Origin of the sequence: Burkholderia sp. 567 (assembly GCF_040545115.1) — a bacterium.
Taxonomy (GTDB): Bacteria; Pseudomonadota; Gammaproteobacteria; order Burkholderiales; family Burkholderiaceae; genus Burkholderia; species Burkholderia ambifaria.
Genome location: NZ_JBEPLG010000014.1, coordinates 123,747 through 148,921 on the forward strand (window position 1 = coordinate 123,747; position 25,175 = coordinate 148,921).

Annotated in this window: 19 protein-coding genes and 1 riboswitch; of the genes, 2 read left to right on the forward strand and 17 right to left on the reverse strand. The window is 67.4% G+C overall.

Annotation, left to right across the window (positions count from 1 at the left end; genetic code table 11):
- Positions 1 to 14 precede the first annotated feature (14 nt).
- Positions 15 to 138, reverse strand: a riboswitch (TPP riboswitch).
- 270 nt (positions 139 to 408) lie between these two features.
- Positions 409 to 2,178: an ABC transporter ATP-binding protein/permease gene (locus tag ABIC50_RS30835; protein WP_354168590.1), complete on the forward strand. Its 1,770-nt coding sequence runs from the start codon at positions 409 to 411 to the stop codon at positions 2,176 to 2,178.
- A 65-nt stretch (positions 2,179 to 2,243) separates the two neighbouring features.
- On the opposite strand, the gene thpR is transcribed toward ABIC50_RS30835, so the two are convergent.
- The 5 genes from thpR to ABIC50_RS30860 all read right to left on the reverse strand — a co-directional run bounded on the left by thpR (position 2,244) and on the right by ABIC50_RS30860 (position 11,861).
- On the reverse strand, positions 2,244 to 2,792 hold the full coding sequence (gene thpR, locus ABIC50_RS30840; protein ID WP_354168592.1) for an RNA 2',3'-cyclic phosphodiesterase: 549 nt from the start codon (positions 2,790 to 2,792) through the stop codon (positions 2,244 to 2,246).
- Positions 2,789 to 4,291, reverse strand: a complete 1,503-nt coding sequence (locus ABIC50_RS30845; protein WP_354168594.1) for an alanine/glycine:cation symporter family protein — start codon at positions 4,289 to 4,291, stop codon at positions 2,789 to 2,791. Before ABIC50_RS30845 ends, thpR begins: the two co-directional genes overlap by 4 nt.
- Before the next feature lie 311 nt (positions 4,292 to 4,602).
- Positions 4,603 to 6,069: a glutamate synthase subunit beta gene (locus ABIC50_RS30850; RefSeq protein WP_354168595.1), complete on the reverse strand. Its 1,467-nt coding sequence runs from the start codon at positions 6,067 to 6,069 to the stop codon at positions 4,603 to 4,605.
- A gap of 85 nt (positions 6,070 to 6,154) precedes the next feature.
- A complete protein-coding gene (locus ABIC50_RS30855; protein WP_354168597.1) occupies positions 6,155 to 10,858 on the reverse strand; it encodes a glutamate synthase-related protein in 4,704 nt (1,567 codons plus the stop codon).
- 289 nt (positions 10,859 to 11,147) lie between these two features.
- The gene (locus ABIC50_RS30860; RefSeq protein ID WP_006752972.1) at positions 11,148 to 11,861 is read right to left on the reverse strand and encodes a transposase; all 714 of its coding nucleotides are present in this window, start codon (positions 11,859 to 11,861) and stop codon (positions 11,148 to 11,150) included.
- 193 nt (positions 11,862 to 12,054) lie between these two features.
- Between ABIC50_RS30860 and ABIC50_RS30865 the strand changes: the two genes are divergently transcribed.
- Positions 12,055 to 12,786, forward strand: a complete 732-nt coding sequence (locus ABIC50_RS30865; protein ID WP_011655784.1) for an OmpW/AlkL family protein — start codon at positions 12,055 to 12,057, stop codon at positions 12,784 to 12,786.
- A 167-nt stretch (positions 12,787 to 12,953) separates the two neighbouring features.
- On the opposite strand, the gene ugpQ is transcribed toward ABIC50_RS30865, so the two are convergent.
- The 12 genes from ugpQ to ABIC50_RS30925 form a co-directional block, all read right to left on the reverse strand.
- Entirely contained in the window at positions 12,954 to 13,718 is a 765-nt protein-coding gene (gene ugpQ, locus ABIC50_RS30870; RefSeq protein WP_354168599.1) for a glycerophosphodiester phosphodiesterase, read from the reverse strand.
- 28 nt (positions 13,719 to 13,746) lie between these two features.
- Positions 13,747 to 14,832 carry a sn-glycerol-3-phosphate import ATP-binding protein UgpC gene (locus ABIC50_RS30875; protein WP_105834637.1) on the reverse strand — a complete coding sequence of 362 codons (1,086 nt, stop codon included), beginning with the start codon at positions 14,830 to 14,832 and terminating at the stop codon, positions 13,747 to 13,749.
- A 32-nt stretch (positions 14,833 to 14,864) separates the two neighbouring features.
- Entirely contained in the window at positions 14,865 to 15,710 is an 846-nt protein-coding gene (ugpE, locus tag ABIC50_RS30880; protein ID WP_012362912.1) for a sn-glycerol-3-phosphate ABC transporter permease UgpE, read from the reverse strand.
- Entirely contained in the window at positions 15,707 to 16,591 is an 885-nt protein-coding gene (gene ugpA, locus ABIC50_RS30885) for a sn-glycerol-3-phosphate ABC transporter permease UgpA (RefSeq protein ID WP_354168601.1), read from the reverse strand. The genes ugpE and ugpA overlap by 4 nt, the downstream gene beginning before the upstream one ends.
- Positions 16,592 to 16,687: 96 nt before the next feature.
- A complete protein-coding gene (ugpB, locus tag ABIC50_RS30890; RefSeq protein ID WP_175700517.1) occupies positions 16,688 to 18,022 on the reverse strand; it encodes a sn-glycerol-3-phosphate ABC transporter substrate-binding protein UgpB in 1,335 nt (444 codons plus the stop codon).
- An 88-nt stretch (positions 18,023 to 18,110) separates the two neighbouring features.
- Complete coding sequence (locus tag ABIC50_RS30895) at positions 18,111 to 19,295, reverse strand: deoxyguanosinetriphosphate triphosphohydrolase (protein ID WP_354168623.1); 1,185 nt, start codon at positions 19,293 to 19,295, stop codon at positions 18,111 to 18,113.
- A 65-nt stretch (positions 19,296 to 19,360) separates the two neighbouring features.
- Complete coding sequence (gene aroB, locus ABIC50_RS30900; protein ID WP_354168602.1) at positions 19,361 to 20,440, reverse strand: 3-dehydroquinate synthase; 1,080 nt, start codon at positions 20,438 to 20,440, stop codon at positions 19,361 to 19,363.
- Positions 20,437 to 20,991, reverse strand: coding sequence for a shikimate kinase (locus ABIC50_RS30905; RefSeq protein WP_011655776.1), 555 nt, complete (start codon positions 20,989 to 20,991; stop codon positions 20,437 to 20,439). Before ABIC50_RS30905 ends, aroB begins: the two co-directional genes overlap by 4 nt.
- A gap of 39 nt (positions 20,992 to 21,030) precedes the next feature.
- Complete coding sequence (locus ABIC50_RS30910; protein WP_354168604.1) at positions 21,031 to 22,692, reverse strand: type IV pilus secretin PilQ; 1,662 nt, start codon at positions 22,690 to 22,692, stop codon at positions 21,031 to 21,033.
- Positions 22,689 to 23,561 (reverse strand): pilus assembly protein, encoded by an 873-nt coding sequence (locus tag ABIC50_RS30915; RefSeq protein ID WP_354168605.1) that lies wholly within the window; start codon positions 23,559 to 23,561, stop codon positions 22,689 to 22,691. Before ABIC50_RS30915 ends, ABIC50_RS30910 begins: the two co-directional genes overlap by 4 nt.
- On the reverse strand, positions 23,558 to 24,190 hold the full coding sequence (locus ABIC50_RS30920) for a PilN family protein (RefSeq protein ID WP_354168607.1): 633 nt from the start codon (positions 24,188 to 24,190) through the stop codon (positions 23,558 to 23,560). The genes ABIC50_RS30915 and ABIC50_RS30920 overlap by 4 nt, the downstream gene beginning before the upstream one ends.
- Complete coding sequence (locus tag ABIC50_RS30925) at positions 24,187 to 25,110, reverse strand: competence protein ComA (RefSeq protein WP_354168609.1); 924 nt, start codon at positions 25,108 to 25,110, stop codon at positions 24,187 to 24,189. Before ABIC50_RS30925 ends, ABIC50_RS30920 begins: the two co-directional genes overlap by 4 nt.
- Between the last annotated feature and the right edge of the window lie 65 nt (positions 25,111 to 25,175).

The following is a 25,175-nucleotide window of genomic DNA, read 5'->3' on the forward strand; positions in this document are numbered from 1 at the left end:
GCGGCCAGCGCGGCCCGGCGGGATCAGAAACTTCCCTCGCCGGTATTACCCGGATCGGGTGCGAAGGGTCTTTCTCAGCCTCGCCGCGTCGCCCGGAATTAACCGTCGGCCGCGCTCGAAGCACCCCTGTTTCGTCGTCGGCCATTAGACCATAAAAGCGGAAAGCGCCGCAAACTGTCCCCCTTGCGGCAAATTCGCCGTCGCGCCGCGCCGCTCTGGCACAATGCCCGCAGGCCGGCCGCGCGAGCGGCCGGTTGCCGCGTCACCGCCGGCCCTTAAGCGCCGTTTAAGACGCGCGGGCGACCATCCGTGCGCCCGCCGTCAGTCGGCGCCGCGCCCCGGCATGCCTTATCGCGGCGCGCGCCCGGCTTCGCCCGGCCCGCGCGCCGGCTACTCATCAGGAAGCACATGACCCAATCGATCGATCCCGTCCGCTCCGCCTCAGACGCGCCGCAGGACGAGCGCCCGGTATCCGCATGGAGCCTCATCAAGCCCTACTGGGTGTCGTCCGAATGGAAAACCGCGTGGGGGCTGCTCGTCACGATCATCGTGATCAATCTCTGCGTCGTCTGGATCAACGTCAAGCTGAACAAGTGGAACGCGCAGTTCTACAACGCACTGCAGTCGAAGGACGTCCACGACTTCCCGAACCTGCTGATGCAGTTCTCGGCACTCGCGTTCGGCTTCATCATCCTCGCGGTGTACGGCCGCTACCTGCGGCAGATGCTCGGGTTCCGCTGGCGCCAGTGGCTCACTGACCGCTTTCTCGGCCAGTGGCTCGGCGATCGCGCGTTCTACCGGATCGAACGCGACCGCCTCGCCGACAACCCCGACCAGCGGATCACCGACGACCTCCAGTCGTTCGCGACGACGACGCTCGCGCTGTCGCTCGATCTCCTGTCGACGGTCGTCACGCTCGTGTCGTTCATTACGATCCTGTGGTCGCTCGCCGGCGCGCTGACGCTCTCGCTCGGCGCGACGCCGATCACGATCCCCGGCTACATGGTGTGGGCGGCCGCGTTGTACGCGGTGGTCGGCTCGCTGATCATCCAGAAGGTCGGCCACCCGCTCGTGTCGATCAACTACCAGCAGCAGCGCGTCGAGGCCGATTTCCGCTTCGGGCTCATTCGTGTGCGCGAGAACGCCGAGCAGATCGCGTTCTACGACGGCGAGAAAACCGAGACCCGCAACGCGCAGGGCCTGTTCATGCGCATTCGCGACAACTGGTGGCGCGTGATGAAGTACACGAAGCGCCTCACGTTCGTGCTGAGCTTCTACGGGCAGATCGCGATCATCTTCCCGCTCGTCGTCGCCGCGCCGCGCTATTTCGCGGGTGCGTTCTCGTTCGGCGTGCTGATGCAGATCTCGTCCGCGTTCGGCACCGTCAGCGATTCGTTCTCGTGGTTCATCAACAGTTACTCGACCCTCGTCGAATGGCGCGCAACCGTCAACCGTCTGCGCGAATTCAAGCGCGTGATGGGGACGTCGCACCTGAAGGAAAGCCTGTCGCCGGCAACCGAGCACGGCGGCATCAACCTGCACTACGTCGATGCCGCGAAGCTGTCCACATCGTCGCTGACGCTCGCGCTGCCGAACGGCACCGCGCTCGCGAACATCGGCAACCTGACGATCGAACCCGGCTCCCGCTGGCTCGTGATCGGCAAGTCGGGTTCCGGCAAGAGCACGTTCATGCGCGCGCTTGCGGGCCTGTGGCCGTTCGGCGACGGCGCGATCGACGCGCCGGTCGGCGCGCGGATGATGTTCGTGCCGCAGACGAGCTACTTGCCGATCGGCACGCTGAAGGCCGCGCTCACCTATCCGGCCGCGCCCGACGCGTTCACCGACGACGCGTGCCGCGACGCGCTGCGCGCGTGCCGCCTCGAAGACTACGTCGGGCGCCTCGACGAGACCGGCCACTGGACGCGCGTGCTGTCGCCCGGCGAACAGCAGCGTCTCGCCGGCGCGCGCGTGCTGTTGCACAAGCCGGACTTCCTGTTCCTCGACGAAGCGACGAGCGCGCTCGACGCGGACAACGAAGCACGGCTCTATCACCTGTTCGCCGAACGGCTGCCGAAGGCCGCGATCGTCAGCATCGCCCACCGCGAGTCGCTGGCCGCGTTCCACGTCGGCATGATCAACGTCGAGCGCGTGACCGATACCGACAAGGTCGCCGCGTAAGCGCAAAAACAAAAGGCCGGCGCACACCGCGCCGGCCTTCTCTCGTTCGTCCTCCCCTCTTCCCGCTACGCCCGCCCGATCGGCACCGACACGATCGGCACATGCGACACACCGTCGTGCGACAGCCGGCTTTCGAACAGCGTCAGCGCGACGAAGCGCACCGCGACCGGCCGACCGGTCGCGCCGCCGTGCGCGGGCTGTCCGTCGGCATCGCGCGGCAGCCGCGCGAGCGTCACATGCGGCCGGAACGGCCGGCGGTCGGCCGGCACGCCCAGCTCGCGCAACAGCACGGATAAATCGGCATTCAGCGCCGTACAGGCGGGATCGGCGGCGAGTTCCGCGACGATCAGCCGCGCGCGCGGCAGGCTCGGCCACCACGCGATCCGCTCGACCCGCTGCAACGGCAGCGCATGCGCGCTCGCGAGCGCCGGCAACCGCTCGGCCAGCGCGTCGCACCGCGCACGTTCGATCGCGCCGATGAACGCAAGCGTTACGTGCAGTTGCGCGGGCAGCGTGCGCCGTGCGCCGCGCGTGACCGGCAGCGCGTGCAGCGCGTCGCGCGATGCCGAATCGGGCATCAGCGCGACGAACGCACGGAGCCGGTCGCCGTTCATGACTCGCGCACCGCGACGCGGGCTTCGGCCACCACGTCGTTCACCGCATCGCCTGAAGCCGGACGCAGCGGCAGCGGGCCGTGCTCGCCCCACACGTCGGCCGGCAGCACGCGTGCGAGCTCGGGAATCGTGTTGCGCGTGAACACCGGTTCGGCAATGCCCTGCGCGCGCTGGTGGCGATAGTCGCGCCACGAGGCATGCGCATACTTGCCGAGCGCGAGAATCGCGACCAGGTTGATGATCGCCATCAGCCCCATGCTCGTATCGGCCATCGCCCACACCAGCGGCAGTTGCCCGACGCTGCCGAACATCACCATCCCCAGCACCGCGATGCGGAACAGCGGCAGCACGCCGCGCCGCTTCGTGATGAACTCGACGTTGCCTTCCGCATACGCGTAGTTGCCGATCACCGACGAGTACGCGAAAAAGAAGATCGCGACGGCCATGTAGATGCTGCCCCAACCGCCGACGTGGCTCGCGATCGCGCGCTGCGTGAGCGCCGCGCCTTCCATGCCGGTGCCGAGTTCGTACTGGCCCGACAGCAGGATCACGAACGCGGTCGCGCTGCAGATCACGATCGTGTCGACGAACACGCCGAGCATCTGGATCAACCCCTGCACGACCGGATGCCGCACGCTCGCGGTCGCGGCCGCGTTCGGCGCGCTACCCATGCCGGCTTCGTTCGAGAACAGCCCGCGTTTCACGCCCATCGCGACTGCCTGGCTGACCGCATAGCCGGTCAGGCCGCCCGCCGCCTGCTCGAGCCCGAATGCGCTCTTCACGATCAGCGCGAGCACGCCCGGCACCAGCGCCGCGTGGGTCGCGACCGCGTAGACGGCCAGCGCGAGGTAGCCGATCGCCATCACCGGCACGATCACCTGCGCGACCGACGCGATGCGACGAATGCCGCCGAAGATGAGCGGCGCGGTGAGCAACACGAGGCCGAGGCCGACCGTCTCGCGGCCCCAGCCGAACGACGTGTGAAATGCATCGGCGATCGCATTGGCCTGCACCGCGTTGAACACGAAGCCGAACGCGAGGATCAGCGACAGCGAGAACAGCACGCCGAAGCCGCGCGAGCGCAGGCCTGTCTGGATGTAGTAAGCGGGGCCGCCGCGATAGCTGCCGTCCGGATGCGACACCTTGAAGATCTGCGCGAGCGTCGCCTCGACGAACGCGGACGACATGCCGACGAGCGCCGTCATCCACATCCAGAAGATCGCGCCCGGCCCGCCGACCGTCAGCGCGACCGCGACACCCGCGATGTTGCCGGTGCCCACGCGGCTCGCGAGGCCGGTCGCGAACGCCTGGAACGACGAGATGCTGCCCGGCTCGCCCTTGCTGCCGACCAGCTTCATGCTGAGGAACAGCGCCTTCAGCTGGATCATCCGGAACCGCAGCGTGAACCACGCGCCCACGCCGAGCAGCAGCGCGATCAGCACGTAGTTCCACAGCACACCGTTGACGGCATCGATCAGCCCTTGCACGAATGCTTCCATCCAGAATCCTTGTAAACGGGTAAGTCATATTCGGCGGTCGCGCGAACGCTGCCGGTGGGGCGACATGATATGACAGTTTCCAAGGATTATTACAAAACGAAAGGAAGCGGAATCGGGGAAAATCAACGTCATTGATGTGATCAGGTTAGGCGACGCTTCGGGGAGATGATGAGGAGTCGGAGCCGCCGCAAACCCGCACGGCCGGGGGGCATCGACGGCCGACGCCTGCGACACCTCCAGGCGCCGGCCATAAAAAAACCGGGCGCCCTTTCGGACGCCCGGCTGGTACGGCAGTGGCCCACGAACCGCGCTTATCGCGGCAGGTTCGAATGCCCCATCAGATACGCGTCGACCGAGCGCGCGCACTGGCGGCCTTCGCGGATCGCCCAGACGACGAGCGACTGGCCGCGGCGCATGTCGCCGGCCGCGAACACCTTGTCGACCGACGTGTAGTACGAGCGATCGCCTTCGGTTGCCGCACGCGCGTTGCCGCGCGCATCCTTCGCGACGCCGAACGCCTCGAGCACGGTGGCTGCCGGCTGCGTGAAGCCCATCGCGAGCAGCACCAGGTCGGCCTTCATTTCGAACTCGGAGCCCGGCACTTCCTGCATCTTGCCGTCCTTCCATTCGACGCGCACCGCGATCAGCTTCTCGACCTTGCCGTTCTTGCCTTCGAGACGCTTCGTCGCGACCGCCCAGTCACGCTCGCAACCTTCTTCGTGCGACGACGACGTGCGCAGCTTGATCGGCCAGTACGGCCACACGAGCGGCTTGTTTTCCTCTTCCGGCGGCTGCGGCAGCAGCTCGAACTGCGTGACCTGCTTCGCGCCGTGACGGTTCGACGTGCCGACGCAGTCCGAACCCGTATCGCCGCCGCCGATCACGATCACGTGCTTGCCCTTCGCGAGCAGCTGGTCGACGAGCTTGTCGCCCGCGTTCACGCGGTTCTGCTGCGGCAGGAAGTCCATCGCGAAATGGACGCCGGCGAGCTCGCGGCCCGGCACCGGCAGGTCGCGCGGCGTTTCCGAACCGCCCGCGATCACGACCGCGTCGAATTCTTCCTTCAGCTGCTCCGGCGAAATGGTTTCCTTCGCGAGGCTGCCGATCGACTCGGGCAGCGGATCCTTGCCGATGAACACGCTGGTGCGGAACGTCACGCCTTCCGCTTCCATCTGGCGCATGCGGCGATCGATCAGCCACTTCTCGAGCTTGAAGTCGGGGATCCCGTAACGCAGCAGGCCGCCGATGCGATCGTTCTTCTCGAACACCGTCACGTCGTGGCCCGCACGCGCGAGCTGCTGCGCGACGGCGAGGCCCGCGGGGCCCGAACCGACGACCGCGACCGTCTTGCCGGTCTTGTGCTCGGGCGGCAGCGGCTTCACCCAGCCTTCCGCCCAGGCCTTGTCGATGATCGCGTGCTCGATCGACTTGATGCCGACCGGATCGTCGTTGATGCCGAGCGTGCACGCCGCCTCGCACGGCGCCGGGCAGATGCGGCCCGTGAACTCGGGGAAGTTGTTGGTCGAATGCAGAACTTCGATCGCATGCTGCCAGTCCTGGCGATAAACGAGATCGTTGAAGTCCGGGATGATGTTGTTGACCGGGCAGCCGTTGTTGCAGAACGGGATGCCGCAATCCATGCAGCGCGCGCCCTGGACCTTCGCGTCCGCGTCGGTCAGCGCCGCGACGAATTCCTTGTAATGCTTCACGCGCGTGAGCGGTGCTTCGTACGCCTCGTGGCGGCGTTCGAACTCCAGAAAACCGGTTGCCTTGCCCATAAGGTGCTCTTCTGTTCGGTGTATCGGGTGGGGGAGCCGCGCGCGGCAGTCATGCGCGCGCGGCATTCGCTATGTCGTTCGTCGCTCAGGCGGCCAGCACTTCCTTCGCCGCCTTCTTCGCACCGATCTCGCCCAGCGCGCGCTTGTATTCGTGCGGGAACACCTTCACGAACTGGCGGCGCGCCGCGTCCCAGTTTTCCAGCAGCGACTTCGCGCGCGGCGAACCCGTGAACTGGAAATGACGCTCGACGAGCCCCTTCAGCAGCGCTTCGTCCGTCATGCCTGCATGCCAGAGCGCGCGGTCGACCGTACGCTCCTGCTCGGCCTGCTGCAGCACCGGATCGAGTGCGACCATCGACTTGTTGCACTTCGCCGCGAACGTGCCTTCCGGATCGTAGATGTACGCGAGACCGCCCGACATGCCGGCCGCGAAGTTGCGCCCGGTTTCGCCGAGCACGACGACCGTGCCGCCCGTCATGTATTCGCAACCGTGGTCGCCCGTGCCTTCGACGACCGCCGTCGCACCCGAGTTGCGCACGCAGAAACGCTCGCCCGCGACGCCGCGGAAGAACGCCTCACCTTCGATCGCGCCGTACATCACCGTGTTGCCGCAGATGATGTTTTCCTCGGACTTGCCGCGGAAGTCGTTGGTCGGACGGATGATGATCCGGCCGCCCGACAGGCCCTTGCCGACATAGTCGTTGCCGTCGCCGACGAGGTCGAGCGTCACGCCCTTCGCGAGGAACGCGCCGAAGCTCTGGCCGGCCGTGCCCTTCAGCTGGATGTGCACCGCGTCGTCGGCCAGGCCGTCGTGGCCGTGCTTCTTCGCGATCACGCCCGACAGCATCGCGCCGACGGTACGGTTCACGTTGCGCACCGGCTGGATGAACGACACATGCTCGCCGCTCTCGATCGCGGCCTTCGCCTTCTCGATCAGCACGTGGTCGAGCGCGCGCTCGAGGCCGTGATCCTGCACGTCGACGTGACGCCGCGCGACTTCCTCGCACTCCTCCGGCTGGTAGAACACGCGCGAGAAGTCGAGGCCCTTCGCCTTCCAGTGCTCGACGCCCTTGCGCGTATCGAGCAGGTCGGCGCGGCCGATCAGGTCGTCGAACTTCGCGATGCCGAGCTGCGCCATGATCTCGCGCACTTCTTCAGCGACGAAGAAGAAGTAGTTCACGACGTGCTCGGGCTGGCCCTTGAACTTCGCGCGCAGCACCGGATCCTGCGTCGCGACGCCGACCGGGCACGTGTTCAGGTGGCACTTGCGCATCATGATGCAGCCTTCGACGACGAGCGGTGCCGTCGCGAAGCCGAATTCGTCTGCGCCGAGCAGCGCGCCGATCACGACGTCGCGGCCCGTCTTCATCTGACCGTCGGCCTGCACGCGAATCCGGCCACGCAGGCGGTTCAGCACCAGCGTCTGCTGCGTTTCGGCCAGGCCGAGTTCCCACGGCGTGCCCGCATGCTTGACCGACGACAGCGGCGATGCGCCCGTGCCGCCGTCGTGGCCCGCGATCACGACGTGATCGGCCTTCGCCTTCGCGACACCGGCCGCGACCGTGCCGACGCCGACTTCCGACACGAGCTTCACCGAGATGCTCGAGCTCGGGTTCACGTTCTTCAGGTCGTGGATCAGCTGCGCCAGATCCTCGATCGAGTAGATGTCGTGGTGCGGCGGCGGCGAGATCAGGCCGACGCCCGGCACCGAGTAGCGCAGCTTGCCGATGTATTCCGACACCTTGTGGCCCGGCAGCTGGCCGCCTTCGCCCGGCTTCGCACCCTGCGCCATCTTGATCTGGATCTGATCGGCCGATGCGAGGTACTCGGCGGTGACGCCGAAGCGGCCCGACGCGACCTGCTTGATCTTCGAGCGCAGCGAATCGCCGTCCTTCAGCGCAATGTCGCTGACGATCTCGTCGCCGATCACCGACTTCAGCGTCTCGCCCGACTTGATCGGAATGCCGCGCAGCTCGTTGCGATAACGCTTCTCGTCCTCGCCGCCTTCGCCGGTGTTCGACTTGCCGCCGATCCGGTTCATCGCGATCGCGAGCGTCGCGTGGGCTTCGGTGCTGATCGAACCGAGCGACATCGCGCCCGTCGCGAAGCGCTTGACGATGTCCTTCGCCGACTCGACGTCGTCGATCGGGATCGCCTTGGTCGGCTCGACCTTGAACTCGAACAGGCCGCGGAACGTCATGTGACGCTTGGTCTGATCGTTGATCAGGTGCGCGTATTCCTTGTACGTCTGGTACGAGTTGCTGCGCGTCGCGTGCTGGAGCTTCGCGATCGAGTCCGGCGTCCACATGTGGTCTTCGCCGCGCACGCGGTACGCGTACTCGCCGCCCGCGTCGAGCATGTCGCGCAGGACCGGGTTGTCGCCGAACGCATCGCGGTGCAGGCGGATCGCTTCTTCCGCGACTTCGAACAGGCCGATGCCGCCGACCTTCGACGCCGTGCCCTTGAAGTACTTCTCGACGAGGTCGCTCGACAGGCCGAGCGCTTCGAAGATCTGCGCGCCGGTGTACGACATGTACGTCGAGATGCCCATCTTCGACATCACCTTCTGCAGACCCTTGCCGACCGCCTTCGTGAAGTTGTAGACGGCCTTCTCCGGCGACAGGTCGCCCGGCAGGCCTTCGGCCATCTGCGCGAGCGTTTCCATCGCGAGGTACGGGTGCACGGCTTCCGCGCCGTAGCCCGCGAGCAGCGCGAAATGGTGCGTCTCACGTGCCGAGCCCGTCTCGACGACGAGGCCCGTGCTCGTGCGCAGCCCTTGCTGGACGAGGTGCGTGTGGATCGCCGACGTGGCGAGCAGCGCCGGAATCGCGACGTGCTCGGCGTCCGTCTTGCGGTCCGACACGATCAGCATGTTGTAGCCCGACTTGACCGCGTCGACGGCTTCCGCGCACAGCGACGCGAGGCGTGCCTCGATGCCTTCCTTGCCCCATGCGACCGGGTAGCAGATGTTCAGCTCGTATGCGCTGAACTTGCCGCCCGTGTACTGGTCGATCGCGCGGATCTTCGCGATGTCCTTGAAGTCGAGCACCGGCTGCGACACTTCGAGACGCATCGGCGGGTTGATGTTGTTCGTGTCGAGCAGGTTCGGCTTCGGGCCGATGAACGACACGAGCGACATGACCATGTTTTCGCGGATCGGGTCGATCGGCGGGTTCGTGACCTGCGCGAACAGCTGCTTGAAGTAGTGATAGAGCGTCTTGTTCTTGTTCGACATCACCGCGAGCGGCGAGTCGTTGCCCATCGAACCGACGGCCTCCTCGCCCTGCTGCGCCATCGGCGCCATCAGGAACTTCAGGTCTTCCTGCGTATAGCCGAACGCCTGCTGGCGGTCGAGCAGCGCGGCGCCCTGCGTGCGGCCGGCCGCGACGTCCTCGGCCTTCGGCTCGATCTCGTCGAGCTTGATGCGCACGGCGTCGATCCAGCTCTTGTACGGCTTCGCGTTCGCGAGGTTGTCCTTGAGCTCCTTGTCGTCGATGATGCGGCCGTGTTCCATGTCGATCAGGAACATCTTGCCCGGCTGCAGGCGCCACTTCTTGACGATCTTCGATTCGGGGATCGGCAGCGTGCCGGCTTCCGACGCCATGATGACGAGGTCGTCGTCCGTGACGATGTAGCGCGCCGGGCGCAGGCCGTTACGGTCGAGCGTCGCGCCGATCTGGCGGCCGTCGGTGAACGCGATCGCGGCGGGGCCGTCCCACGGCTCCATCATCGCGGCGTGGTATTCGTAGAACGCGCGGCGGTTGTCGTCCATCAGCGTGTGCTGTTCCCACGCTTCCGGAATCATCATCATCACCGCGTGCACGAGCGGGTAGCCGGCCATCACCAGCAGTTCGAGACAGTTGTCGAACGACGCGGTGTCCGACTGGCCCGGGTAGATCAGCGGCCAGAGCTTCGGGAGGTCGTCGCCGAGCACGTGCGATGCGATCGCGCCGGTACGCGCGTTCAGCCAGTTCACGTTGCCCTTCACGGTGTTGATCTCGCCGTTGTGCGCGATCATCCGGTACGGGTGAGCGAGTTCCCAAGCCGGGAACGTGTTGGTCGAGAAGCGCTGGTGCACGAGCGCGAGCGCCGACACGACGCGCGCGTCCTGCAGGTCGCGGTAATACACGCCGACCTGGCCTGCCAGCAGCAGCCCCTTGTAGACGACCGTGCGCGCCGACATCGACGGCACGAAGTATTCCTTGCCGTGCTTGAGCTTCAGCGCCTGGATGCGGTGGCTCGCGGTCTTGCGGATCACGTACAGCTTCCGCTCGAGCGCGTCCGTCACCATGATGTCCTTGCCGCGGCCGATGAAGATCTGGCGGATCAGCGGCTCGCTCGCCTTTACCGTCGGCGAGATCGGCATCGCATGGTCGACCGGCACGTCGCGCCAGCCGAGCACGACCTGCCCCTCGGCCCGCACCGTCCGCTCGAGCTCCTGCTCGCACGCGAGACGCGATGCGTTTTCCTTCGGCAGGAAGATCATCCCGACCCCGTATTCGCCGGCCGGCGGCAGCGTCACGTCCTGCTTCGACATTTCCTCGCGATAGAACGCGTCCGGAATCTGGATCAGGATGCCGGCGCCGTCGCCCATCAGCGGATCGGCACCGACGGCGCCGCGGTGATCGAGGTTCTCGAGGATCTTCAGACCCTGCTGAATGATCTCGTGGCTCTTCTTGCCCTTGATGTGAGCGACGAAGCCGACGCCGCAGGCGTCGTGTTCGTTTTGCGGGTCGTACAGACCTTGTGCGGCGGGCACCGCGGCGAGCGGCTTCTGGTGGTCGTTCATGGGGACACCGTCGTAAAGGGGGCCTAGAGGGCCGTTGAACCATTTTTTGTTGCCGTCGATCCCGCTCCCGACGGGAGACGGCACGGCCGACAGTGGTTGGGCGAGCTTCACCCGGGCCACCGGAATTCGGAATATACGCGACGAATCAAAGGAATAGCAACAAAAACCGCTTGATCGAACCCCAATTAAAGCCGCGCGCTGATCTGGTGCTGTTTTATTGGGGCCGTATCGTTTTGGTGCAAAAAGAAGCGGCGCCCGCGGCGCCGCCTCGTTATCCGCCTGTCCCGCGCTATTGCTGGATGGGCGGCGTGTTTTCACGCACCTTTCTGGGGCGTCCGCGCGGCAGCGGCGACACGCGACGGTTCGCGGTGCGGGCCGCCCACTCGCGGTAATTCTCGCCGCCGAGCACCCAGCCCTTCAGCGTCGCTTGTTGAAGCTGATCGGCCTGCCGCTCGTCGAGCGGCTGTTCGCACAGCTCCTTGTACGCACGCTGCCGGTCGAACGGCGTGTTGCCGAGCGCCCAGTAGAGCGGATGGTCGGTGATCAGGCTGTCGACGGTGAGCCCGACGTGGTGCCGGTAGCTCGACCAGCGATAGGCGTCGGGCGTCGCAACCAGCTGCGCGCGCACCGGGCTCATCTCGACCACGCGGCTCGCGAGCAGGAAATAGCGCTCGCCTTCGATCACGGTCGCCCGATAGCGGCCTTCCCACAGGGTGCCGCGACGCGAATAACGCCGGTTGAAATGCGCGACGTAGCGGCGGCCGACCGCCTGCATCGCCTTCGGCAGGCTCGCCTCGTCGCTCGGCGTCACGAGGAGCTGCACCTGACGCGGGAGCAGCACATAGGCATGCACCGAAAGATGGTGATCGCGTGCCGCGGCCTTCAGGCAATCGATGAAGAGTTCGTAGTCCTGGTCGTCGACGAACGCGGGTTGCTGATCCAGGCCGCGCAGTATCACGTGCTGCGGCTGGTCGGGAACGTAGAGTCGTGCTAACCGTGCCATGCTGAATGTCCGTTTGAACGCGTTAGGAAATACCCGAAGGTCCGAAAGTGCGCACCTGCGTAGAATGCCTGTCCCTACGGGGCGCGGAAGCGTACGGTCGTGCGAATCCTAGGGAGAAAGCTCTAACTTGCGAGCTTGTTTGGTTTTAAACGCAGTCGTCATAATGAGCACGCCTTTGATCGGAGGAGACACAATGAAACGAAAACTGGCCATTACGGGGGCCGCAGCGCTCGCATTCGCATTTGCGGGCGGCCCGGCACACGCACAATCCGCAGGTGACTTCTACGTCAGCACCGGCTGGCTGCACCTGTCACCGCAGGACAGCAGCGACCCGCTGTTCGTCTACCGCGTCGGCGGCACGCCCATCAACCAATCGATTCCCAACACGGGCGCCGGCATCAACGACGCCGATACGCTCGGCCTCGCCGCGGGCTACTTCGTTACCGACCACATCTCCACCGAGCTCGTCATGGGGATACCGCCGAAGTTCGACATCACCGGCAAGGGTCGGTTCGAAAACTTCGGCGTACTCGGCCGTGCGTACCAGTGGAGCCCCGCCCTGTTGCTTCGCTACCACTTCAACGACGCCAACGCGAAGTTCCGTCCGTATCTCGGCGTCGGCGCGACGTATGTCTGGTTCACCGGCGCAAAGATCACGAACAGCAGCTTCGAGAACGGCGTGCTCGGCGGCCCGACCAGCGCCACGACCAGCAACCAGTGGGCGCCCGTGCTCAACGCCGGCTTCACGTACAACTTCACGAAACACTGGTTCGGGGGCCTGTCGATCTCGTACATCCCGGTCAGCGTGACCGCCACCTTCACGACGGCCCGCAGAACGCCGGTCGGCACCCTGACCGAAACGTCGAAAGCGAAGATCTCGCTGAACCCGATCGTCACGTACCTGAACGTCGGCTACCGCTTCTAAGCGTAGTCGAATATTTGGGGAATGGTTAATCCTGCTGCAATTTGTAGCGGATTTTTCCCGACGTAACGTCTCCACGATGCAAAACGCCCCGGCGGGAATCCCGCCGGGGCGTCGTTTTTTCGCGTCACGCAGGTTCCCGGACAGAATTTTGCCCGGGGTAAGCGGCGCTATACGAGGTCGTCGAGTGCTGTCGGGCCGATCAGGTCGATCCGGTCCGTGCAGACCGCGTCGACGCCCCAGCGCACGAGTTCGCGCGCCCGGGCGAGGTCGTTGACCGTGTAGACCAGGATGCGCAGCCCGGCCGCCTTGATCGCCCGCACGAGCGGTTCGTCGAGCCGTTTGTGGTCTGCATGCAACGAAACGCAGCCGAGCGCCCCGACGACCTGCGCGTGCCAGTCGTCCGGCACGGCTTCGTAGAGCATCCCGCGCGGCAGCGCCGGCACGGTCGCGCGCGCCTGTTGCAGCGCATCGAACGAAAACGACGACAGCAGCGGCGGCACCGCGGCATCGCGCCAGTACGCCGCCGTGTCGGCCGCCACGCGCTGCCCGGTTTCGCGCTCGCGGCCCGGGCACGGCTTGATCTCGACGTTCGCCGCCAGCCCGTGCGCGATGCAGCGCGCCGCCGCCGCCTCGAGCGTCGGCATCCGCTCGCCCGCGAAGCGCGCGTCGAACCACGCGCCCGCGTCGAGCGCGGCCAGCGCCGCATAACGCATGCCCGCCGCCGGCCCGCTACCGTTCGACGTGCGGTCGACCGTGTCGTCGTGCAGCAGGAACGTCACGTCGTCGGCGGACAGCTTCGCGTCGAACTCGACCATCCGGTGCCCGCGCCGCGCGCCCTCGTCGAGCGCGGCGAGCGTGTTCTCCGGCGCGAGCGTGCCGCCGCCGCGATGGGCGACCACGCGCGGATAGGGCCAGTCGGTACGGGAAGTCATCGTGCGCCTCGCAGCGGGTTCGTCAGGGTCAGCCGGCGCGCTTGCCGGTCTCGGGATCGAAGAAATGCAGCCGGTGCGCGGGCAGCGCGGCGCCCAGCGCCGTGCCGCGCGCGGGACGATCCGCGTGCGGCAGGCGTACCACGACGTCGTGGTTGCCCCAGCGGCCGTGCGCGAGGTTGTCCGCGCCGAGCAGCTCGCACGAATCGACTGGCAACGATGCCTGCGCGACGCCCGGCTGCGGCGTCATGTGCTCCGGGCGCACGCCGAGCACCCAGTCGCGCCCGGTGGCGATCGTGGTGCCGATGCCGGGCGCGCCGGCGACCGGCAGCGCCGGGCCACCGCCCGCGACCGCAAAGGTCGCGCCATCCTCGGACAGCCGGCCATGCATCAGGTTCATCGCCGGCGAGCCGATGAAGCCCGCAACGAACACCGTCTCCGGCTTCTCGTACACGTCGACCGGCGCGCCGATCTGCTCCGCATAGCCGCGGTTCATCACGATCACGCGCTGCGCGAGCGTCATCGCCTCGATCTGGTCGTGCGTCACGTACACGCTCGTCGTCGCGAGCCGCGCATGCAGCCGCTGGATCTCGAGCCGCATCTGCACGCGCAGCTTCGCATCGAGGTTCGACAGCGGCTCGTCGAACAGGAACACCGACGGCTCGCGCACGATCGCACGCCCCATCGCGACGCGCTGCCGCTGGCCGCCCGACAGTTCGCGCGGGCGCCGCGCGAGCAGCGGCTCGAGTTCGAGGATCTTCGCGGCCGCGGCCACCCGCGAGTCGATCGTCGCGCGCTCGATGCCGCGAATCTTCAGCCCGTAGCCCATGTTCTGCGCGACCGTCATGTGCGGATAGAGCGCGTAGTTCTGGAACACCATCGCGATGTCGCGATCCTTCGGCTCCAGCGCGTTGACCACGCGGTCGCCGATCGCGATCTCGCCGTCCGTCACCGTCTCGAGCCCCGCGATCATCCGCAGCAGCGTCGACTTGCCGCAGCCCGACGGGCCCACCAGCACGACGAATTCGCCGTCGGCGATTTCCACGTCGATGCCGTGCAGCACGTGCTGCTTGCCGTCGTAGGATTTCCTGACGCCCTTCAAGCTCAGCGCAGCCATACTTGGTCTTTCTCCCGGTTGCCGTCCGTGGTTCACTTCTCGGAATCGACGAGGCCGCGCACGAACCAGCGCTGCATCGCCAGCACGACGACGAGCGGCGGAATCATCGCCAGCAGCGTCGCCGCCATCACGTATTGCCATTCGGTCGCGGCGTCGCCGCTCGCGATCATCGTCTTGATGCCCACCACCGCCGTCGACAGCGACGCCTCCGTCGTGATCAGGATCGGCCACAGATACTGGTTCCAGCCGTAGATGAAGGTGATCACGAACAGCGCCGCGATGGTCGTCTTCGACAGCGGCAGCACGACGTCCCAGAAGAAGCGCATCGGCCCCGCGCCGTCGATGCGCGCGGCGTCCATCAGCTCGTCGGGCAGCGTCATGAAGAACTGGCGGAACAGGAATGTCGCCGTCGCCGACGCGATCAGCGGCAGCGTGAGCCCCGCGTAGGCGTTCGTCAGGTGCAGCGTCGACACCACCTGCACGGTCGGGAAGATCCGCACCTCGACCGGCAGCATCAGCGTGATGAAGATCAGCCAGAACGCCGTGTTGCGGAACGGGAAGCGGAAATAGACGATCGCGTACGCGGACAGGATCGACACCGCGATCTTGCCGACCGCGATCCCGAGCGCCATCACGAAGCTGTTGACGAGCAGCCGGCCGAACGGCGCGGTCGTGCCGCCGCTGCCGTGCCCCCAGATGTACGCGATGTTCTCCAGCAGGTGCGTGCTCGGCACCAGCGACAGCGGGATCGTGAACACTTCCTGCGCGTTCATCGTCGCCGCGCAGAATGCGACGTAGACGGGGAACACGATCGCCACGACGCCCGCGATCAGCACCGCGTGGCAGAACAGGTCGAAACCCTTGCGATTTTCGATCATGCGTATTGCACCCTGCGTTCGACGAAGCGGAACTGGATCACCGTGAGCCCGACGACGATGATCATCAGCACGACCGACTGCGCGCCCGAACTGCCGATGTCGAGCCCCTGGAAGCCTTCCGTGAAGATCTTGTAGATCAGCGTCTTGGTGCTTTGCGCGGGGCCGCCCGCGGTGGCCGCGTCGATCACCGGGAACGTGTCGAAGAACGCGTAGACGAGGTTCACGACGAGCAGGAAGAAACTCGTCGGCGACAGCAGCGGCAGCACGATGTTGAAGAAACGCCGCACCGGCCCGGCACCGTCGATCGCCGCCGCCTCGATCAGCGAGCGCGGAATCGCCTGCAGCCCCGCATAGAAGAACAGGAAGTTGTAGCTCACCTGCTTCCACACCGACGCGAGCACGACGAGGAACATCGCCTGGCTGCCGTTCAACGCGTGATTCCAGACAATGCCGCCCTTTGCGAGCGCATAGGTGACGAGGCCGATGCTCGGGTTGAACAGGAACGCCCACAGCACGGCGGCGATCGTCGGCGCGACCGCATACGGCCAGATCAGCAGCGTGCGGTACACGCGCGCGCCGCGGATCACGCGGTCGGCGCACGCGGCGAGCAGCAGCGACACGACGAGCCCGCTGACCGTGACGAGCGCGCTGAACACCAGTGTCGTGCGGAACGAGTCGAGGTACAGCGGATCGGCGAACAGGTGCGCGAAATTCGCGAAGCCGACGAATTCGCTCGACGTGCCGAACGCATCCTGCATCTGCGTCGACTGCCACAGCGCGACGCCGGCCGGCCACAGGAAGAACACGGCGGTAATCGCGAGCTGCGGCGCGATCAGCAGGTACGGCAGCAGGCTCGCGCCGAAACGGGAACGGGATTGCATCGCGGGCATCCGGTCAGGCGAAACGGAAAGGGAACCGCGCCGCCGGCCCGCGCGCATGCGCGAGGCGGCGGCCGGCGGCACGGACGCGATGCGGGATCAGCCGCCCGACTTCTCGAAGCGGCGCAGCAGCTCGTCGCCGCGCGAGGCGGCCGAGTCGAGCGCGTCCTTCGGCGACTTCTTCTGCGCCCAGACCTGCTCCAGCTCTTCGTCGACGACCGTGCGGATCTGCGGCATGTTGCCCAGACGCAGCCCCTTCGTGTAGGGCAGCGGCGGCTTGTTCAACATCTGCTTGATCGCGGTTTCCGCGCTCGGGTTCTTCGCATAGAAGCCCTGCTGGCGCGTGAGGTCGTACGCGGCCGTCGTGACCGGCAGGTAGCCCGTTTCCTGGTGCCACTTCGCGGCGACCGGCGGCGAGGCGAGGAACGCGAGGAATTTCGCGACGCCCTTGTAGGTCGCCGGATCCTTGCCGGCCAGCACCCACAGGCTCGCGCCGCCGATGATCGCGTTCTGCGGTGCGCCCTTCACGTTCGCGTCGTACGGCATCATGCCCGTGCCGTAGCTGAACTTCGCGAATTTCTGCACGTTCGCGAGCGCACCCGACGACGTCGTCAGGATCCCGCAGTCGCCGCTGTAGAACTTCGCCGACGCTTCGTCCTTGCGGCCCGCGTACGTGAACGTGCCGTCCTTCTGCATCTGCTGCAGGAACGCGATGTGGGCGATCTGCTGCGGCTTGTTGAATTCGAGCACCGCGTCGGCGCCGTCGAAGCCGTTGTTGCGGCTCGCGAACGGCAGCGCGTGCCACACGCTGTAGTTCTCGAGCTGGATCCAGCCCTGCCAGCCGGTCGTGAAGCCGCAGGTCATCCCGGACTTGCGCAGCTTCTCCGCAGCGGCCTGCACGTCCGCCCACGTCTTCGGCGGCTGGTTCGGATCGAGCCCGGCCTTCTTGAACGCGTCCTTGTTGTAGTACAGCACCGGCGTCGAGCTGTTGAACGGCATCGACACGAGATGGCCCGTCTTCGCATCGCTGTAGTAGCTCGCGATGGTCGGCACGAACGCCTTTTCGTCGAGCGGCACGCCGGCCTGCTTGAACACGTCGTAGACGGGCACGACGGCCTTCTTCGCCTGCATCATCGTCGCGGTGCCGACTTCATAGACCTGGAGGATCGCCGGCGCGTTACCGCTGCGATAGGCGGCAATGCCCGCCGCGAGCGCCTGGTCGTAAGTGCCCTTGAAGACCGGCACGATCTTGTAGTCGCTCTGCGATGCGTTGAACTGCGTGGCGAGCTCGTTTACGCGCTCGCCGAGCGCCGACTCCATCGCATGCCAGAACTGGATCTCCGTCGCGGCGAACGCCGCATGCTGCACACCGAACATCAGCGCGCCGCCAAGCGCGATCGAGCGAATCGTGGTCCCCGCAGGCTTCTTCTTCATCGACCTCTCCTATGAAAACGTTACCAACAGCGTGTGCAACATTCCCGTCGCCATTGAACCGGCGAAGTCTAGTGATCGTTTGTGACAGTCAGTTGTCGTTGACGACGAACAGGCGCTGGTATTCCTTCAGCGCGAAGCGGTCGGTCATGCCGGCGATGTAGTGCCCGACGAGGCGCGGCTGCTGCGCTTCGTCGTCCGACTGGTACGGCGGCGGCAGCAGGCGCGGATCGTCGATGAACGCGTCGAACAGCCCGGTGACGACGCGCTGCGCCTTGTTCGCCATGCGCATCACCTTGTAGTGGCGGTACAGGTTCTTGAACAGGAAACGCTTGAGGGCGGCGGCCTGCGCGGCGACCGCTTCGCTGTGCGCGACGAGCGGCGGCGCCGCACGCACGTCGTCGAGCGACGCGGGCGCGACGCGCATGAGATTGCGCGTGGTCTCGTCGATCAGGTCGACGATCAGCGTGTTGATGATGCGGCGCACCGTCTCGTGCACGAGGCGGCGGCCTTCGAGATGCGGGAATTCCGCCAGCGCGGCCTCGTAGTGGCGCTGCCAGAGCTCGACTTCGGCGAGCTGCCCGATCGTGATCAGGCCCGAGCGCAGGCCGTCGTCGACGTCATGGTTGTTGTAGGCGATTTCGTCCGCGATGTTCGCGAGTTGCGCCTCCAGCGACGGCTGGCGCCCTTGCAGGAACCGTTCGCCGAGCGCGCCGAGCTTGCGCGCATTCTCGCGCGAGCAGTGCTTGAGGATGCCTTCGCGCGTCTCGAAACACAGGTTCAGGCCGTTGAACGCGCCGTAATGCTCCTCGAGCTCGTCGACGACGGCCAGGCTCTGCAGGTTGTGCTCGAAGCCGCCGTGCTCGCGCATGCATGCATTCAGCGCGTCCTGCCCGGCATGGCCGAACGGCGTATGGCCGAGATCGTGCGCGAGCGAGATCGCTTCGACGAGATCCTCGTTCAGGCGCAGGTTGCGCGCGACCGAGCGCGCGATCTGCGCGACTTCGAGGCTGTGCGTGAGGCGGGTGCGGAACAGGTCGCCTTCGTGATTGACGAAGACCTGCGTCTTGTATTCGAGCCGGCGAAACGCGGTCGAATGAACGATGCGGTCGCGGTCGCGCTGGAATTCGGTGCGCGCCGCCGGCGGCGTTTCCGGATGGCGGCGGCCGCGCGACTGCGACGCGTGGGCGGCATACGGAGCGAGATGGGCTTCCAGCGCCGCCAGCGTCGGCGGCTCGACCAGCGTCGCGACGGATGCGCGGCCGGCCTCGGGCAGTTTGCTGCTGGATGTCTCGCTCACGTCTGCTCCATGTCAGTGGCGCCGGGGCATCCGGGGCGCCGTTACCGGGTCGTCTGCGCCAGTGTAGCGAACACCGCTTCGTCGGGCGCCTGGGTGATCAGCGTATCGCCGAATCGCTTCAGCAGGATGAACTTGATCGCGCCGGCTTCGGCCTTCTTGTCGACACGCATCAGGTCCATGTAGCGCGCATCGCCGAGTGCCGGCCCGCGCACCGGCAAGTGCGCGGCGGCAATCACGGCATCGAGCCGCTGCCGCGATGCTTCGTCGAGGAGGCCGAGCCGCACCGACAGGTCGGCCGCCATCACCATCCCGCAGCCGACCGCTTCGCCGTGCAGCCATTCGCCGTAGCCGAGCCCGGCCTCGATCGCATGGCCGAACGTATGGCCGAAGTTCAGGATCGCGCGCAGGCCGCCTTCGCGCTCGTCGGCCGCGACCACGCTCGCCTTGATCTCGCACGAGCGCTTCACCGCATGCGCGAGCGCGGCCGGCTCGCGGCGGTTCAGCGCGTCGACGTTCACTTCGATCCAGTCGAAGAATGCCGCATCGGCGATCGCGCCCGTCTTGATGACCTCGGCCACGCCGGCCGCCAGCTCGCGATCGGGCAGCGTGGTCAGCGCGCCGATATCGGCGATCACCGCCTGCGGCTGATAGAACGCGCCGATCATGTTCTTGCCGAGCGGATGGTTGATGCCGGTCTTGCCGCCGACCGACGAATCGACCTGCGACAGCAGCGTCGTCGGCACCTGGATGAACGGCACGCCGCGCATGTAGCATGCGGCGGCGAAGCCGGTCATGTCGCCGATTACGCCGCCGCCGAGTGCGACGAGCGTCGTCTTGCGGTCGGCGCGCTCGGTCAGCAGGCCGTCGAAGATCAGGTTCAGCGTTTCCCAGTTCTTGTAGGCCTCGCCGTCCGGCAGCACGACCGTCGATACGCGCTTGCCGAGCGGCGCGAGCGCCGCGCGCAGCGCGTCGCCGTAGAGCGGATCGACCGTCGTGTTCGTGACGATCGTGACCGACGAACCGGTGATATGAGGGGCGAACAGTTCGGTGCGGCCGATCAGGCCGGCACCAATGTGAATCGGGTAGGCGCGCTCGCCCAGGTCGACGTTGACGGTAATCATGCTTGTAGCGGCTTGGCGATGACGCCTGCGAGTTCGAGTTGCATCAGCACCATGTTGACGAGGCCGTTGACCGACGGACGGCCGGTCTCGATGATGAAGTCCGCGCATTCGCGGTACAGCGGGTCGCGCACTTCGTAGAGCGCTTCGAGACGCGCCTTCGGGTCGCCGGTCTGCAACAGCGGGCGGTTCTTGTCCTTGCGCGTGCGCAGCCACAGATCGTGCGGATTGGCGCGCAGATAGATGACGATGCCGTGGCCTTTCAGGCAATCGCGATTTTCGGCGCGCAGCACCGCGCCGCCGCCCGTCGCGAGCACGATGTTCTCGCGCTGCGTGAGATCGGCGATCACCTGCGATTCGCGGTCGCGAAAGCCGGCCTCGCCCTCCATCTCGAAGATCACCGGAATGCGCGCACCCGTGCGAGCCTCGATTTCGTGGTCGGAGTCGAAGAACGTCCTGTCGAGCCGGCGCGCGACCGCACGGCCCACGGTGGTCTTACCCGCTCCCATAAGGCCGACGAAAAATACGTTTGCGTGTGGGTCCCGCGCTTGCAACGGCTTCCTCTGCTTGAATCTGCTGGTGTGTGGCGCAGCTTACTGGCAAAGCGGCTGCCTTGTCGAGCCTGCGCCACCGGCTTCCGGCCCCCTTTTTCCCGCGTCCGCATCGCCCGCGCCGGACGTCTCGCACTGCGTGCCGACGACCGTCGGCGTGATGAAGACGACCAGTTCGCTGCGCTGGTCGCGCCGCGCGCGGTGCCGGAAAAGCGCGCCCAGTACCGGTATTTTGCCCAAGAGCGGCACCCGCGTCACATCATCCCGGTTCAACTGCTCGTAAATCCCGCCGATCGCGACCGTCCCGCCGTTTTCGACCTCCACGCGCGTCTGGACGTGCTTCGTATGAATCGCCGGGCCGGCCGCGGTCGGCTCGCCGATGCTGTCCTTCGTCACGTCGAGGTCGAGCACGACGCGCCCGTCGGGTGTGATCTGCGGCTCGACCTCGAGCTTCAGCGTCGCGCGGCGGAACTGCACGCCGCTCACGCCGTTGCCGACCTTGGCCTGATACGGCAGCTCCGAGCCCTGTTCGACGATCGCCTTCACGCGGTCGGCCGTGACCACGCGCGGGCTCGAGACGATCTGGCCCCGCCCCTGTGCCTCGAGCGCGCTCAGCTCGACGTCGAGCACGCGGCTGAGCGGCGCGGCGAACAGTGTGAAGCCGGCCGTCGCCGCCTCGAAGCCGCCGAGCGGCCGCGCGGCGAGGTCGAGCGCGTTGCGCGTGTCGGTCGCGGATGCCGCGCCGTCGGCCGTGGGCGCCCGTCCCTGCGCGCGCAACGCGATGCGAGCGCCGAGGTTACGCGAGAAGCCCTGTTCGCCTTCGACGATGCGCGCCTCGATCCGCACCTGTCGCGACGGCCGGTCGATCGCGTCGATCAGCCCCGCGATCTGCGCGAGGCGCGGCGCAAGATCGGTGACGAACAGCAGGTTCGTGCGCGGATCGGCCGCCGCGGCGCCGCGTTTCGACAGCAGGCGCTGGCCGGTCGCACCGGCCAGCAGCCGCTGCACGTCCAGCGCACGCGGGTAATGCAGCGCGAAGGTCCGGCTCGCGAGCGGCTCCAGCTCGGCCGCACGGGCGTGCGTTTCGAAGCGCTCGCGCTCGCGCGCGGCGAGTTCGGCCGCCGGCGTGACCCAGATCACGTTGCCGCGCCTCGACATGGCCAGCCCGTGTGTGTCGAGCAACGTATCGAACGCATCGCGCCAGCGGACATTGTTCAGACGTAACGTCACGGTGCCGCGCACCTGTTCGCCGACGATGATGTTGAGCCCGGTGAATCGTGCAAGCGCATCGAATGCGGCCGCGAGCCCGGCGCCTTGCAGATTCAGCGAGATCCGCCGCCCGTCGTCCGCATCGCCGGGGTGCCGCGCCGCGGCGTCGCTCATGCGCGTCGGCGGTGGCAACGGGATCGGCGGCCCTTCCAGCAACGGTACCGGCGCGGTCGTGCCTGCCCGAACGGCTGCACGCGCGGCCTGATCGAACGGCTGTGGGCCGTCCTGTGTGGATGCGGCACCATTCATGCCGTCCGCGCCATCGAGCGCGCCCTGCGGCAGCGGTGTGTCCTCGACAGACGCTGGCATCGATGCGATCGACCAGCCGGCCGGCGGCAAAGGGGGCAACGGCGGCAAAGGCGGTAGCGCCGCGTGTGCCGTGGCCACGCATGATGCGACCTGGAATGCGATCGCCCACCATCCGTATTTCGTCATGGACGACCTCCGTCGTCCATGACGAACCGGCGCGCGCCATCGGCCGTCGCAAGCGTCACGGCGTCGGCATCGACGCGCATTAGCCGCGCGGCCCCAAGCGCTTCACCCCGCGCAACGGTCGCGAATCCGCCGTCACCGGCGTCGAACAACGCGAGCCCGGCGCGCGCGTCGCGAATGGTGCCGGCCAGACGCGGCACCGCATCGTCATCTACCGTGAGCGACCCCGCGCCGCCGAATGGATCGTCGCCTGACGCACCGGCGAGCATGGGCGCCGCGCCACCCGGCAAACGGGCTCCCGGGAGCGCCGGAAATACGTCGATCGTCATGTCGACCCGCGCCGTGGGCGGTTTTCGCTCGATATGCAGGACCGACGGCACCACCAACGCGGGCAAACCAGCCAGCCCACCCATCAGTCGCAGCAGCGCCGGAAAGCCGCCGTCCGCGACGATCCGCACCGTGCGCCGGCCATCCGGTGCCGCGTCGTCCGCGCGCTGCGGTTCGATCGACACGATCCGCAGTCCGCTCGCTCCGGCCAGGTCGGCCAGCTCCAGCATCAGCGCGGGCCACGCCGGCGCACGCGTCGCGCTGACATTGCGCCCGGCAGCCGAGCCCGGGGCCGGGTCGTGCCTTTGCGTGGCGGCGAGTGCCCGCTGGGTGTCGGCGGCACGCGCCTGTGCCGTTGCCAGCAACGCGCGACTGCGCGCGAGCCCGCTCCAGTCGCCTGCATCCATCAGATGAATGCCGCCCAGCAGCACGGACACGAATGCCACCACGCAGCCGACGGCGTGCGCGGTGGCCGGCGATACCCGCGTCACGCGGCCGAGCGCCCCGGCAACGCCTGGCACGGACCTATGCACGATCGCCGTCATGCGCCGCCTCCCGCTGCGCCTTGCGGCGACGCGTCGTGCCAGCGCACCTGTACGGAAAACCGGAACGGCGCGGCTGAAGCCGTGACCGGCGTGGCCGAAGCCTGTGTCAGCTCTCCGATATCGAATCGCCAGTCGCGCTGCTCGGCCGCGATCCGCGCGAGCCAGCGCGCGGCCGCCCGGTAACTCGTCGCGCGCGCGTCGAGCACGGCGCCGGACGAAGTCGTGCGCAATGCGTCGAGCCGCACGGTGTCGTCGCGCACCTGCGCCAGCGTCGCGAGCAGCCCGGTGGCACGCCGGTAAGGCGCGGCAAGCACGACCGACCGCGCATCGCGTTGCGCGAGGTCGGCGGCCGCGCCGGCGGCACGCCGGACGGCCGCGACCTTGGGCTCCAATTGCCGCAGTTGCGCCTCCACACGCGCACGCTCGGCATCCACGCCCCATCTCCACACAGTCTGCGCGCCCGTCCACACGCAGGCCCCGAATACGCCGAGCAGGATCGCTGCTCCGCACTGCGTGGCACGGCGGCGCCGCAACGCGTGCGCCAGCCGCTCACGGTACGGCAGCAGATTGAAGCCGCCGAGCGCGGCGTGGCCGACGATGGTCCGCCCGAACCCCGTATCGGCCATCATTCCCACACCCCGCGTAGCGCCAGCCCGACCGCGAGGGCAAATGCCGCAGCGTCCGGCACACCGCCGGGCTCGCCCGGCAGCCCGTTCCATCCCGTGCAGTCGAACGGCACCGCCGCCACCCCGAGTGCATCTCCGATGTCGGCGACCGACGTACCGCAGCGGGCGATGCAGCGCGCGTCGCCGGCCACGAGCACGCAGCGCACCGGCCCGAATACGCACTGCCGCAATGCGTCGGGGAGCGCCGCCTGCACGTCGCCGGATACCGCGAGCACAGGTGCGGCGACCGGGCCGTCGACCCGCCAGCCGCGCACACCCGTGTCGCTGAACCAGATTGCGGCGTACGGGCCGTGCGCGTCGAGCTCGAACTGCGCGGCATGGCGCAATGCGCGCAGCGCGGCGGCCGACTCGCCGTCAACGGCCGTCAGGTCGATGCCGGCCTGCGCGGCCACGTCGATCCGCCGCTCGAGCAAGGCCTGCGGCGCCACGGCGACCGCGATCTCGCCCGAATGCGCGCCGTCTTCCTGCCGCCAGTCAAACGCGAAACTGTCCGGCGCCAGCCCCGAGATGCGTTCGGCCGCCTGCCGGGCGGCGTGGGCGACGTCCTCGCGCCCGGCAAGGTCGAGCGTTGCCGTGCGCATCTCGTCGTCGCGCAGCGCCATCACGCCATGCGCGCCGCAGCGTACGCCTGCCGCCGACAGCCGCGACACGGCTGCCGCCAATGCCCGTGCGACCGCGGCCCAGCGCGCGTCCTCCGGCCCGTCCGCGACTCCCACCGGCTCCCGCTCGAGCCCTTCGACCCGCACATCCGCGCCCCGGCCACGCCGGCTCAGCACGGCTACTCTCACCTCGTCCGCCCCGACGTCGATGCCCGTCGAACGGTGCCTGCCCGGCGCGAACCGCGCCGCCCATCGTGCTGTCATCCCAGCCTCCCGCGCTCGTTGCGGCCCACGCCGCGTTTCCGATGCCTGATTCTGCAAAGCGGCGC